At 39.3% G+C, this 13,704-nt stretch carries 7 protein-coding genes and 3 tRNA genes; 5 read left to right on the forward strand and 5 right to left on the reverse strand.

Annotated features, from left to right (window positions below):
- Window positions 1-38: 38 nt before the first annotated feature.
- From KMW37_RS19220 to KMW37_RS19235, 4 genes are all read right to left on the reverse strand, one after another.
- Window positions 39-110: transfer RNA gene (locus KMW37_RS19220), tRNA-Thr, on the reverse strand.
- A gap of 36 nt (window positions 111-146) precedes the next feature.
- Window positions 147-219 (reverse strand) — tRNA-Gly (locus tag KMW37_RS19225).
- Window positions 220-444: 225 nt separating this feature from the next.
- Window positions 445-527 (reverse strand) — tRNA-Tyr (locus tag KMW37_RS19230).
- A gap of 167 nt (window positions 528-694) precedes the next feature.
- Entirely contained in the window at window positions 695-3,277 is a 2,583-nt protein-coding gene (locus KMW37_RS19235; protein ID WP_215226266.1) for a M1 family aminopeptidase, read from the reverse strand.
- A 49-nt stretch (window positions 3,278-3,326) separates the two neighbouring features.
- Here KMW37_RS19235 and KMW37_RS19240 point away from each other — a divergent pair, with 49 nt between their 5' ends.
- The 3 genes from KMW37_RS19240 to frr all read left to right on the forward strand — a co-directional run bounded on the left by KMW37_RS19240 (window position 3,327) and on the right by frr (window position 5,206).
- Window positions 3,327-3,821 carry an acetyl-CoA carboxylase biotin carboxyl carrier protein subunit gene (locus tag KMW37_RS19240; protein WP_215226267.1) on the forward strand — a complete coding sequence of 165 codons (495 nt, stop codon included), beginning with the start codon at window positions 3,327-3,329 and terminating at the stop codon, window positions 3,819-3,821.
- A gap of 100 nt (window positions 3,822-3,921) precedes the next feature.
- Window positions 3,922-4,632 (forward strand): UMP kinase, encoded by a 711-nt coding sequence (pyrH, locus tag KMW37_RS19245; protein WP_215226268.1) that lies wholly within the window; start codon window positions 3,922-3,924, stop codon window positions 4,630-4,632.
- A gap of 13 nt (window positions 4,633-4,645) precedes the next feature.
- Window positions 4,646-5,206, forward strand: coding sequence for a ribosome recycling factor (frr, locus tag KMW37_RS19250; RefSeq protein ID WP_215226269.1), 561 nt, complete (start codon window positions 4,646-4,648; stop codon window positions 5,204-5,206).
- Window positions 5,207-5,258: 52 nt separating this feature from the next.
- On the opposite strand, the gene KMW37_RS19255 is transcribed toward frr, so the two are convergent.
- Window positions 5,259-7,889: a DUF5686 and carboxypeptidase regulatory-like domain-containing protein gene (locus tag KMW37_RS19255; RefSeq protein ID WP_215226270.1), complete on the reverse strand. Its 2,631-nt coding sequence runs from the start codon at window positions 7,887-7,889 to the stop codon at window positions 5,259-5,261.
- A gap of 705 nt (window positions 7,890-8,594) precedes the next feature.
- Here KMW37_RS19255 and KMW37_RS19260 point away from each other — a divergent pair.
- Together KMW37_RS19260 and KMW37_RS19265 are read left to right on the forward strand one after the other, a co-directional pair.
- Entirely contained in the window at window positions 8,595-11,768 is a 3,174-nt protein-coding gene (locus tag KMW37_RS19260) for a SusC/RagA family TonB-linked outer membrane protein (RefSeq protein ID WP_215226271.1), read from the forward strand.
- An 18-nt stretch (window positions 11,769-11,786) separates the two neighbouring features.
- On the forward strand, window positions 11,787-13,652 hold the full coding sequence (locus KMW37_RS19265) for a RagB/SusD family nutrient uptake outer membrane protein (protein ID WP_215226272.1): 1,866 nt from the start codon (window positions 11,787-11,789) through the stop codon (window positions 13,650-13,652).
- Window positions 13,653-13,704: the final 52 nt, after the last annotated feature.

Here is a 13,704-nt window from a genome sequence, read left to right on the forward strand (position 1 = left end):
TAATGATATGAATTAGTTAAATTTTGCTAATGTCACTGAGCCAACGACGGGATTTGAACCCGTGACCTCTTCCTTACCAAGGAAGCACTCTACCCCTGAGCTACGTCGGCTGATAACATTTATTGTCTACGCTATAAATAGCATAGAGCGGGAGACGAGGCTCGAACCCGCGACCTGCAGCTTGGAAGGCTGCCGCTCTACCAACTGAGCTACTCCCGCTTATACTCTAATACTTTTATGCTATTCCTAAATTGCTTCCCGAACGAAGGGAAACTCTCTAGAATTCCTTCGTGAAAAATCCACTCAGGATTAATTTTATACATACCAAAATCTTGCAAAAGAATATCAACTATTGACAATAATTTCAATCGTCGTGTTCCTTTATGAAGAACTTTTGCTGTATAGTTTCCACAAATTTAATAATAAATGTGAAAATATAAAGTGTGGGGGAAACAGGATTCGAACCTGTGAAGACATAAGTCAACGGATTTACAGTCCGTCCCAGTTGGCCGCTTTGGTATTCCCCCATTCATCAATATTTCAAACTTCGTTTCGACTGTCGAACTCTTTTGTTCTTTTTTGTTTGTCTTAACGGATGGCAAAGGTATACCCTTTCCTGAAACATTCAAAACTTTGGCTAAAAATTTCTAAACTTTTTCACACCTTTTTTATTAAGCTTTTCGTAATCAGCGAATTAATTTTCATCTAAATATGGAAGCAAAAAGTACTCTTCTGCTTTCTGTGTTTCCAAATCCTTTTCCTTGAGATAAACATTCTTCAACTTTCCCTGTATTCCTGGGTCATCGACAAATCCAAAAAGCGCCTGAAATGCCGCAAGCCTAACATAGTTGGCATCATGGTTTTCAGCTAAAGCCAATAAATTTTCAATCGCACGATCACTACCTTCTTCTGGCATCCTCACAAAATAATCACTGTAAAAACCTATCAAGTAATATAAAGATTTTCCATTTGTCGCTTCAAATTTCTTATGAAGCCAATCCCCCTTCCCTCCTATGGACTCACGGCTATAATAATCAATCAAAGGCACCAAGATCCGTATATTATCCTCCTTCTCGAATGACTCTGCTACAATTGCTTTTCCTACTCCTTCTTCCACACTTTCCAAATACGCTGTCAACGCTGCACTGGAAACATAATAGGAAGGATCCTCCACCCATTCCAAGAACTTGTTACGGCTGATTTCATCCTCCAGCATTCCTAGCTTTTCTATAGCTGCAGCGCGAACACTATTGTTGGGATCCTCGGCGGCCAATTTCCTCACAATAGCCAGCACACTTTCCAATTCTGATTTATCGGCTAACCTACTAAGGGATATCTCTCTAATCGGCCAATAAGTATCAGTTAATCCCCTTTCTAAAATCCAAAGCACTTCTTTTTCCTCCAAGTCTAAATTACTAAGACTGTCCAAGGCCTCATACCTAGCAACACCGCTTATAGACTTTTCAAATTGACTCATAAACTGTTGCTTGCTCCTACTGGTATTGTTCTTGACAAGCAAGGTCTTATATTCATCAAACAAGACCAAATCCAAAGGCACTTCATTCTCCAATGCAAACTGCTGAAATTGGCGATCAAGAACAAACGCTTTTTCCATACGTCGACCATTCTCATACCAACTTACTGTAAAGGGTAATTTGTATAATGGAACCTCGTTAAGATCTTGAGTTTGTGTTACTGTTAAAAGTATATTCTCTGGAACAGAGTAGTCCATTTTGATCTTTAACTCAGGGTGCCCGGAATCCAAAAACCATTGATCAAAAAACCAGTTTAGATCGCGGCCCGAGACTTTTTCCATGGCCAATCTCAAATCATGGATTTCCACTGAACTAAACTCATTTTCAGTCAAATAGTATTTCAAGCCTTTAAAAAAGGCCTTATCTCCCAAATAGTTCCGTAGCATATGTAGCACTCTCCCCCCTTTTGCATAGGAATGGCTATCAAACATATCCTCATTATCTTCATACTCAAACCGAATCAAGTCTACCTGCTTGGAGCTTGCTTCATAAAAGTAAGTCTCCATTTCACCAATATGGTGGAGATCAGCAGCATCACGCCCTTCTTTATGCTCATACCAAAGGTATTCCCCATAATTTGCAAAGGCTTCATTTAAAGGCAAATTTGACCAGGACTCCGTAGTCACCAAATCACCAAACCACTGATGAAAAAGCTCATGGGCAATGATCCCTTCATACTCATTATCAATTGCTTCTCGGGCATTCATGTTTAACTCCTCCATAAAAATAGAAGCAGTAGTATTTTCCATTGCTCCTGATACAAAATCCCGAACGACTATTTGATCATATTTTTGCCAAGGAAAATCCACTCCCAATAACTCGGAATAAAAGCTCATCATTTCAGGCGTATTTCCAAAGGTTTTGGCCGCCCCCTCCTTGTATTTTTCTTCCACATAGTAGTTTACTGGCTTTCCTCTCCATTCATCTTGCACTTTCGCAAATTCACCGACAGCCAAAGCAACCAAATAAGGCGCATGAGGCAGATTCATTTCCCAATAATCAGTTCTAGTCCCATCTGCGTTTGCAGTCTGACGGATCAATTCTCCATTACTGATAGTCGTATACTTGTTTTCAACAGTCAGTTTGATATCATGCGTAGCACGTTCATTTGGAGAATCTATGGTCGGAAACCATTTGGAATTATGCTCCGTCTCCCCTTGTGTCCAAATTTGTTTTGGCTTATTCTCTTTCCCTTGAGGATTAATAAAATATAAACCCTTATTGTCCTTTATGGCTTCACTTCCCAAACCGCTATTTTTACTCGGATGTGCAATGTACTTTATCCTAAGATTTAAGGTATCTTCTGCAGAGAAGACCTTAGGCAAATAAACTTTCAATACTTTTCCATTATAACTCATTCCCAAAGGCTGTTCTTCCTGATTTTCCAGCAAGTTTATCACAAGGATATCAAAATCCTTTGCGTCTAGTTCTAGCTCCTTCTGCCCATAGAAATAAGGTTTCAGTTGAAGAATGGCATCTCCGTACACCAGCTCTTTATCCCAGTCAAAACTCAATTCCAAGCTGGTGTGCAGCAAATCGAACTTTCTTTCTCTACTTTCCCTGTAATTGGAGAGCGCATTCTCCTTGGACTTAATCAATTCCTGATAGTCCGATTTACCAACTTCCTCCAATGGCGGCTGAACCATTTCTGGAACCTTGGGAACAACTACTTGTTTTTGGGACTGGCAGGCCCCAATCCCCAAGCCCACAGTGAGAAGTACGAAAGAGAATTTTAAATTCATAAAGGCTTCTTAAAGATAAATAGTATATTGTATTGCTAAATTAAATCAAATGTACTCAGTATCCATAAACGAAGAAAACTTTAGTATTGAGCATGATGGCGAAGATTTTTTGATTAATGGTAAAGCCTTACACTGGGACCTTTACCAATTCAATGAAAGGCATTTCAACATTATTTATAATCACAAATCATATAATATAGAACTGGTCAGGCTCGACCCCAAGAAAAAATCCCTTACACTAAAACTGAACAACAAACAGGCTGAAATACAAATTCGAGACAAATTTGACCTCCTCTTGGAAAAGCTGGGAATCAATGGAAGAGAAGACCATAAACCAAAATCTGTCACTGCGCCCATGCCAGGTCTAATCTTGGAAATCCAAGTCACAGCTGGTGAACAGGTCACTAAAAACCAACCTCTGCTCATCCTCGAAGCCATGAAAATGGAGAATATCCTTAAGGCTCCAGGAGATGGATTGGTCAAGGAAATCAGGGTAAAAAAAGGTGATAGTGTAGAAAAAAATCAAGTATTGATACAATTTTAGAATCCCAGATTTATTTTTCTGGGCTCAAGAATTTATATTTGTCGAGTTTATCTATTCTATAATCAATCTAGTATTTAGCACTCTGCTAACCGAACACATTATGAAATACAAAAGAATTCTGCTTAAACTCAGTGGTGAAGCTTTGATGGGGGAAAATGGATATGGTATCGACTCCAACAAACTCAAGCAATATACCCAGGAGATCAAAAAAGTTAAGGAACTGGGAGTTGAAATCGCCATTGTAATTGGAGGCGGAAATATTTTCAGAGGGGTACAGGGTGAAAAAGTGGGAATTGACCGTGTACAGGGAGACTACATGGGAATGCTAGCAACCTTGATCAATGCCATGGCATTACAAAGTTCTCTTGAGCAAAACGGCATGTACACCAGATTGATGTCCGGAATAAAAATCGAAAGTGTTTGCGAGCCTTTTATCAGAAGAAGAGCTATCAGGCACCTTGAAAAAGGCCGTATTGTAATATTTGGAGCTGGAATAGGTAATCCTTATTTTACTACTGACTCTACAGCAAGTTTAAGGGCCATCGAGACAGAAGCAGAAGTGGTGCTCAAAGGAACAAGAGTCGACGGTGTATATACAGCCGACCCCGAAAAAGACAAAAATGCAGAAAGATATACCCATATTTCTTTCCAAGAAGTTTATGAAAAAAACCTCAATGTCATGGATATGACAGCTTTTACACTTTGTCAGGAAAACAACCTGCCTATTATCGTGTTTGACATGAATAAAGAAGGCAATCTTCAGAACTTGGTAAAAGGTGAAGATGTGGGTACTTTAATAAAATCTAATTAAGCAACTAATTACAATGGAAGAGATACAGCTAGAACTCGATGAAGCCAAGGAGTTAATGCAAAAATCAGTGGATCACACTGCAGCTGAGCTACTAAAAATCAGGGCCGGAAAAGCTATGCCCAACCTTTTGGACGGTATCTTGGTCGACTATTACGGAGCCCCTACTCCTATCCAGCAGGTAGCATCCATAAATACTCCAGATGCCAGGACTTTATCCATCAAGCCTTGGGAAAAAAACCTGATCGGAGAAATAGAAAAATCCATCATTAACTCCGATCTCGGACTAGCTCCTCAAAATAATGGAGAAATGGTTATGCTAACCATCCCGCCTTTAACTGAGGAAAGAAGAAAGTCTTTGGTTAAACAAGTTAAAAATGAGTGCGAGAATGGTAAAATCAGCATCAGAACAGTAAGAAAGGATACCAATGATTCTTTGAAAAAACTCCAAAAGGATGGTGCTCCGGAGGATGACATCAAAAGAGCTGAGGACACTGTCCAAAAACTTACAGACCAATACTCTACAAAAATTGACGCTTTATTTACTAAGAAGGAAGCCGAGATTATGACGGTTTAACCCTCAACACATCACCAAAGGCCCTATGAGCAATCATAAGGCCTTTGGTTTTTTAATTGATATTGATAAATGAGGCTACACCAATCCTCACCCCACTTCTTTGGTATTTGCTGTTTTCAAAACCAAGTCCGAATTCTACCCTGAATAAGCGAAATAAATTATCCAAAGAATATCCTACCTCCCAATAATGGGGACTTTCTTCTGTTTTAAGATAATTGACAAACAAGTTTTCCCTAAGCCCAGAGAACCTTAACATAGGAAACTGTGTAAAAAGCAACTTTCTGAATTGGTAATGAACAATAGAACTTAGATAATTTCCCTTTGTACTGTATTTATAGTAATCCAAGAGCCGGTAATTATTCACCGTTCCCATATTGGAAAAAATTGTTCTATTGCCCCCAAAATGTTTGTAATCCATAAAGTAGAGGTTTTCATTATTGATAAACCCACCAGCCTTAATATTGAATTCCAACTTTCCACTTACCCCAAATTTAAAACCATGCTTAGCGCCCAATTCCAGTTGGTCAAAATCAGCAGCTTCCTCTCCCAAACCAATATTGGCCAATCCCTTTCTATAAACAATGCTTATTAGTGGAGCAGTACTATTTATAGCATACCTTTCTTTATTTCTAACATAATATTTCAAACCAGGCCTCAACTCCATCTTCCAATCCAAAATCAATGACTCATTGGAAGCAAATGCCCCATCAGCTGCCTCGATATTTTCTGGTCTATTGGAAGCATACGCTCTTCCCGACTTGTTATAAAAGCTGTAGCTATTGCTGTTTTCCAAAGTGTTCCTGTTTGTGTAGCTCATGGATAGCTGATAACTAAACGCTTCACTAGGCTTATGTTCAAAGTATAGCTGAATGAATTTTTGGTCATATAGCTTCATATAGTTTTGTCTGAAAAAGAGGGAATAAAAAGCATTTACCTGCTCATTAATAGGATCCTCAGAATTAAATTGATATATATAACTCCCCCCTTTCATACCATAAGACATCACCCTTTGCTTACTGCTCCATGATTTTTTGAAGTCCACCATCCCATAAAATTGATTACTTGAAAAACCATAACGCAATTCAGGGCTAACACTCCAAGAGCTGGAACTTAGCGAAACGCTATCCATACTTTCAACCTTAAAATATCCACCAAAACCAACTTTTACTCCCTCCACAGTATTAAAAGACACCTTACTCCAATTCGGCTTAAAACCCACCGATACCCCATTACCAAAAAAATATCTCCCACCTATTAGGATATCAAGAGGCTTAAATTTTCTTTTCACCTCATTTGCAAGGGAATCTACATTTGATTTCTTTGCTGATTCTACTTTAGCCAAACTATCATCTCTTTGATAACCCAATATTTCTTTTTGAGTTAGTTTTACCGGCCTGATACTATCCCAATAAGATTTGTTTCTTTTCTCCGCTAATGAATCTATTGAATATTCCCTCTTAACAATCACCTCTGCATCCTTCCTTTCCTTTAGGCTTTGCTTTTCATATTGGCTGATTACTTTTCTAAAGTCCTTCCTGCTCAGCTGCTCCATATCTCCTAGATCCTCCACCGAGGTTTCTTTTGCACTTATTTGCTCCACATCTTCAGGAATAATTTCTACATGCTCATCTAAAATCTCAGTATCAACTATCAAGTCCGGGTTGAGTTTAATCTCATAATCTCTTGTAGACGCCAAATATTTATAGTGGCCTTTAAAACCAAAAAATTTACCTGAGAAAGAATAGAGATGTGTCAAAGGCATCCAAACATCCTTGGCCACCATAGCATATTGCTGACGGACCCCAATATCAAAGCCCATAAATGAAGTTCTCAATTCCAAACTGTGGATGGCCCAGATATCTTCGATAATATAAACATGACCTTCGAATACCTGCTCGCCCCTTGACCTGGGCACGACACGGATCTTATTGATCAAAACCCCATTTTCATAGAATGTGCCCTCATGCTTGAATCTATAATAAGCAAAGGCTGACTTGGATAATGGGGATACCACTTCGTTGATTTTGTCTGCATAAAAACTTGCTCCTATATAAGGTGCTGGACTTGTTTGATTACTTTCCCCCGTGGTCCTTATGCTAATTACTTTTTCTGAAATTTCATTAGGCTGCTTGAAAGTAATCTCCGAAACGGATTCTGAAGTATACGCCTCATTAAGAGCAACCCCTTCCTCTTTGAGCTTCTTTCTTAGAAAAAACGGAGCATCTGTCAATTCCCCGGTCCCCTTGATATAAACTTTCATGCTGTATTCGTCAACCTGAAGTCTATGGTATTTTGCCTTAGCAATTGCCTTCCTCATCACCGTCAAGGCAGGATCTTCAGCGTCATCCCTGATCTCCACTTCCTCCAAAGCATACATCTGAGGTTCCAAAACAAATTCTATTTCCTCCCATAGATCATTTACCACTACAGTTTTTTGAGAAAATTTATAACCTAAATGCTGTACAATGACATCATAATACCCAGGAGCCAGCTCAATCTCAAACGCTCCCTCTTGGTTAGCAGGAACACCGTCATTGAGATTTCTTATAAATATTGATGCATACGCCAGTGGCTCTCCAGCCTCATTCATCACTTTTCCTTTAATCCCTTGCCCTAAAGCCAAAATACTTAAAAAGAATGTGGTAAATAGACAGATAAATATGAAGTAAAAAGTTTTTAGCATACTAAAGCAACGATATCGCACGGAGAAAATTAATCATATCCTAGAAATAAAAATAGATGGCAAGTATCTTTTGTGTACGAACTCAAAAAAATCTAGAAGAACCTGTAAAAAAGGCACAAAAAAAGCTTCCAAAAGAAGCTGTTAAATAAAGAAGGGACAGCCAATAGCTGCCAATTCTTTTCCATTATTTAAACCTTACGCCTTAAATATACTTTGGCTTATTTCAAAATCAAAATTTTGGCAAAAGTAATTCCTCACAGTGGGCCAAAGGGGAGTTTTATACCACAGCAACAAGAAAAATTTAGTGAAGGCAAATTTAAGTGTATGTTTTACACAAAAAAATTTTATTTGGATTTCATTATCAAAAAACTCGCAAACTAGCACAACTGTCATAAATACAATTAAAAATAAGTATAAAATACGTTTTTCATATTATATACAAAATTAAATTACGCAAGACATGTGTATAACATCATGTTTTTAGTAGATTTTAATGATTTGAACACAACAACCGATTCCGATTAATAAATCAGCACTTTTAGCATCATTAAATAAAATTATCACAAACAAAAACCAATATAACTAAACAAAACATAATGTATTGCTACCAATTTAAAAAATTAGATATTGCTTTTTTCCTATTAAACAGTCATTTTTATATTAATAAATATTATAGCCTTTTAACAAATTTTAACAATAACCCACATGAGAAAAACTCTACAAAAGTTGAGGGTTCTGTTGTTATGCACTGTCTTTTTAACAGCGGTGCAATCGATAACATACGGACAAAGTAGAGAGATAACCGGTTCGGTTATTTCCTCCGAAGACAATCAGCCTTTACCGGGCGTCTCTGTTTTAGTACAGGGCACTACGAGAGGTACCATCACAGATTTAGATGGAAATTTTAAAATCACATTAAATCAAGGTGAAAATGTTTTGACTTTTTCTTTCATCGGATTTGAAACTCAAGATGTAACCATCGGAAATCAGACCAGTCTTACAATTACCATGAACGAAGACCTAAAATCACTAGGTGAAGTGGTCGTGGTTGGTTATGGTGAGCAAAAAAAGGAAACCGTAACGGGTTCCGTTGCATCCGTAAAGGGTACAGAACTGGCCAAATCCCCCGCTACCAACATCTCCAACTCCATAGCAGGTAGAATGCCTGGTGTTGTTGCTGTAAACCGTAGTGGCGAGCCAGGTTATGACGGATCAGGTATCCGTATCCGTGGATCAAACACGTTAGGTAATAATGATGCCCTAATTGTAATTGACGGAATTCCAGCAAGAGCCGGTGGTTTTGAAAGACTTAATCCAAATGACATCGAAAGTATCTCCGTATTGAAAGATGCTTCTGCTGCCATTTATGGTTCAAGAGCTGCAAACGGTGTAATCTTGGTAACTACCAAAAGAGGTAAAAGTGGAAAACCTGAACTATCCTACCAGTTCAACCAAGGATGGGCTCAGCCAACTGTCCTTCCGGACATGGCCAATGCAGCCCAGTACACTGAAATGCTTAACGACCTTAGTGTCTATGAACTACCTGTAGAAGAATGGCAAGCTGCCAATGACGCCTACAAAACCTCTGGTGTCTATACCCGTCCAAACGGCCAAGAAAGAGCCGCTCCGTTTACTCCAGAAGATATTGCAGCCTATCGTGCAGGCGGAGATCCTTGGAACTATCCCAACACAGATTGGTATGGCGAAACCCTTAAAACCTGGTCTCCTCAGGTAAAACACAACCTACAACTTAACGGTGGTAGCGAAAATGTAAAGTACTTGGCTTCCCTAGGATATCAAAACCAGGATGCTTACTATAAAAACGCTGCAACAGGTTATAAGCAATATGACATGAGAATTAATCTTGATGCGAAAATCAACGATTATATCAGTGTCAAACTAGGTGTTCTTGGACGTGAAGAATATAGATTCTTCCCTACAAGAAGTGCTGGAGCTATTTTCCGTATGCAGGTTAGGGGTAAACCTCATCAACCAGCCTATTGGCCAAACGGTCTTCCAGGACCTGATATTGAAAATGGAGAGAACCCTGTAGTAATTACAACCAATGCTACTGGATATGACAGAGACAAAAGGGATTATTTCCAATCCAACGGTGAATTGACCATCAAGATTCCTGGAGTAGAAGGACTTAAATTCATTGGTACTGCTGCTGTGGATAAACTTTCTAGAGACCTTAAGAGATGGGAAACCCCTTGGACACTTTATGAAAGAGGCAATGGCTTTGAGGATGATGGAGTAACACCAGTATTGGTTCCAAGTAAAAGAGGTCCAGCTGAACCAAGGCTTCGTCAGCAACACTACAACCAGTTAAATATACTTTTAGGTGGTGTTTTCTCCTATGACAAGACATTCAATGAGGACCACACCCTTAATATACTAGCTGGTACTAACCGTGAAACCGAGGAAGGTGACAACTTCTTTGCATTTAGAAGATATTTTATCTCCCCGGCAATTGACCAGATGTTTGCAGGTGGTGACCTGGAAAAAGACAATGGCGGTGGAGCTTATGAAAGAGCAAGATTGAATTACTTCGGTCGTGTTTCCTACAACTACAAAGAAAAATACCTTGCTGAGTTCCTTTGGAGATATGATGCTTCTTATATCTTCCCTGAAGACACTAGATTTGGTTTCTTCCCAGGCATAATGTTAGGCTGGGTAGCTTCAGAAGAAGACTTCTTTAAGAATGCCATTCCAGCACTGGAATACTTCAAGATCCGTGGTAGCTGGGGACAGATGGGTAATGACCAGATTTACTTTGAAAACACCCTTCAAGAATACCAATTCCTTTCTACCTATGGATTCAACAGTTATATCATAGATGGTGCTGAGACCAAAACTTTGTTTGAAACAAGAGTGCCAAATACTGCCATTACCTGGGAAGTTGCCAACAACTCCAATATTGGTATTGAAGGTCAATTGTTTGATGGAAAAATATTCTTCGAATTGGATTATTTCTATAATAAGCGAACCAATATCCTTTGGAGAAAAAATGCCTCTGTACCGGAAAGTACAGGTCTTTCCTTACCCGCTGAAAACATTGGTGAAGTGGCCAACTCTGGTTTTGACTTCCTAATGGGTTATAGAGGTCGCTCTGGTGATTTCAATTATAGTGCCAGTGTGAATGGTGGCTATGCCAAAAACGAAATCCTTTTCTGGGATGAAGCTCCAGGAGCTCCAGAATGGCAAAGATCGACTGGAAAGCCTATGAATACCTTCTTGGTTTACCAATATGATGGCGTATTCCCTGACCAAGCTTCCATTGATGCTGAAACCTTGGATTATTCAGCTATCACCAATGAATTGAGACCTGGTGATATGAAATATGTAGATTATAATAATGACGGTGCGATCACTCCTGATGACCAGGTAAGAATGGATCAAAATGACATCCCTATGTTCCAGGGTGGCTTGAACCTAACTGCTTCTTATAAAAACTTCGACCTTTCGATTTTATTCCAAGGAGCATTTGGTGCACGTCAATACATCAGTGCTGGTGAATCTGGTAATATCGGGAACTACTTCTTGGACATCTATCAAAACAGATGGACTGTTGACAACCCAAGTACTGAGCACCCAAGAATTGCCAACAGAAGTGACCAATATTATTCTAATGGAAACACTTACTGGTTCAGAAAAACAGATTATATCCGTTTGAAAAACTTTGAAATTGGATATACGCTACCAGCAGAGATTGGACAGAAAGTAGGTATCAGTAATCTAAGAATTTTCGCCAACGGATTGAACTTGGCCAATATCATGAACAAATCCGGCATCTTGGACCCTGAATCGAACAGTTCTACGGGTCAATACTACCCACAAGCGAGAGTAATTAACACTGGCCTTTCTCTCACCTTCTAATTATTAACCGACACGAAGATGAATAAACTTAAAAATATAAGCTACATAGTCTTGGTTACGCTGTCGTCTTGGATGATGAGCAGTTGTAATGCAGATTTTGTTAACACAGATCCTTTGGGAGAAGTATCGGAATCCGATGTTTGGTCTGATGCTGCTCTTGCTGAAGCTGCTGTAACAGATATATACCGAGGAATACAAGATGGTGGTTTTGATGAGCAAATGTTGGCCTCTTTAACTGATGAAGCTATTTTCACCCACCCAGGACGTGGTATCACCACGATTACCGAATCAAGGTCAAACCCAGCAGATAGAGGATGGACAAACAATACCCTTGCTTGGGAAAATATGTACAGTTTTATCCGTTCTGCGAACGTGGCCATTAAAAATTTAACGGAACCTCAATTCCCTAATGATAATGGAATTGTAGACCGCTTAATGGGAGAGGCCAAATTCATGAGGGCTTATTATAGCCATCAGTTGCTGAGATATTATGGTGCATTTCCTATTGTGGATAGACCTTATGAGCTAGGTGAGGAATCTTATGATGCAGCTAGAAATACCTTTGAAGAATGTGTAGATTTCATTATTTCTGATTTGGATGATGCTGCTTCGCTATTGGATGGTAAAGCTATGGTTTCTGGCCGTACGAATAGAATTGCAGCCTTAGCGCTGAAGTCCAGGGTATTGCTTTATGCAGCCAGTGATTTGCACGATATCCCAACTGCATCAGCCAATTCTTCGGTAATCTCTGGTTTCTCTAACAAAGAATTATTAGGGTATACTTCTGGTGACAGGACTCAAAGATGGCAAGCAGCCCAAGCAGCTGCCAAAGCTGTTTTGGACAATGCTGACGGTAATTTATTAAACTTATCTGCTCCTGTTCCTCACGAAGAAGGAATTCAAAACTATATCAACAACTCTCTTTCCAGAAATGGTGGTGAGAATGAATTGATCTTTGCTAGGTACTTTATCAATGCCAAGCAAGAAACTGGTGGTCGTCAAGGCCTATTCAATGGTCCTAATGGCTATAACAACTGGGCTGGTAATACTCCAATCCAACATTTTGTAGATGATTATGAAATGATGGATGGTTCTGAGTTTGACTGGGATAATCCTGAGCATGCTTCAGCACCTTATGATAACAGGGATGCCAGATTCTATGCTTCTATCCTATATGATGGTGCTCAATGGAAGCCTAGATCTTCAGCTAACCAACCAAGAGATCCACTGGGACAAATCCAAACTGGTCAATACGAAATCATGTCTGGCGGCTCTACCGTAATTCACTTTGGATTGGATACCAGAAATGGCCCTATTGAAGACTGGAATGGTAGTTATACTGGATACTATATGAGAAAATTCATTGATCCAGACCCAGCTGTAGTCGACCAAAACACTTGGCAAGAAGTTCCATGGCCTATTCTTAGATACACAGAAGCTGTGCTAAACTATGTTGAAACTTGTATCGAATTGGGTCAGGAAGACGAAGCCAGAAATTGGTTGAACAAAATCCGTTACAGAGTAGGTATGCCAGCCATTACAGATTCAGGCGATGCTTTGATGGATAGATACCGTAATGAAAGAAGAATCGAAATGGCCTACGAGGAGCAACGTTACCATGATTGTAGAAGATGGATGATTCCTGAAGAAACTTTAGGAAGAAAAGCCAATGGAATTAACATCGTGGGTACATTTAAGGCTGGACAATCATTGGATCTTTACAGATATGATCCAAACATCTATAACTATTCTTACCAGCCGGTTGAAATTGACCCAGGTAAGGAAAATAGGACTTGGTTGGACAAAATGTACTTCTTACCAATTCGCAGGGATGAAATGAACAGAAATGGAGCTCTCATCCAAAATCCAGGCTATACAGAATAAGCTGCAGCCTATTGTTATTTTTTGATAAAGAATCTATACCGAACCTCAGTGT

Origin of the sequence: Echinicola shivajiensis, from assembly GCF_018642165.1 — a bacterium.
Lineage (GTDB): Bacteria > Bacteroidota > Bacteroidia > Cytophagales > Cyclobacteriaceae > Echinicola > Echinicola shivajiensis.

Excerpts from the sequence above, each read along its gene's own strand:
- KMW37_RS19235 (WP_215226266.1), bottom strand. The coding sequence starts at position 3,277 with ATGAATTTAAAATTCTCTTTCGTACTTCTCACTGTGGGCTTGGGGATT.
- KMW37_RS19240 (WP_215226267.1), top strand. The coding sequence starts at position 3,327 with ATGTACTCAGTATCCATAAACGAAGAAAACTTTAGTATTGAGCATGAT.
- pyrH (WP_215226268.1), top strand. The coding sequence starts at position 3,922 with ATGAAATACAAAAGAATTCTGCTTAAACTCAGTGGTGAAGCTTTGATG.
- frr (WP_215226269.1), top strand. The coding sequence starts at position 4,646 with ATGGAAGAGATACAGCTAGAACTCGATGAAGCCAAGGAGTTAATGCAA.
- KMW37_RS19255 (WP_215226270.1), bottom strand. The coding sequence starts at position 7,889 with ATGCTAAAAACTTTTTACTTCATATTTATCTGTCTATTTACCACATTC.
- KMW37_RS19260 (WP_215226271.1), top strand. The coding sequence starts at position 8,595 with ATGAGAAAAACTCTACAAAAGTTGAGGGTTCTGTTGTTATGCACTGTC.
- KMW37_RS19265 (WP_215226272.1), top strand. The coding sequence starts at position 11,787 with ATGAATAAACTTAAAAATATAAGCTACATAGTCTTGGTTACGCTGTCG.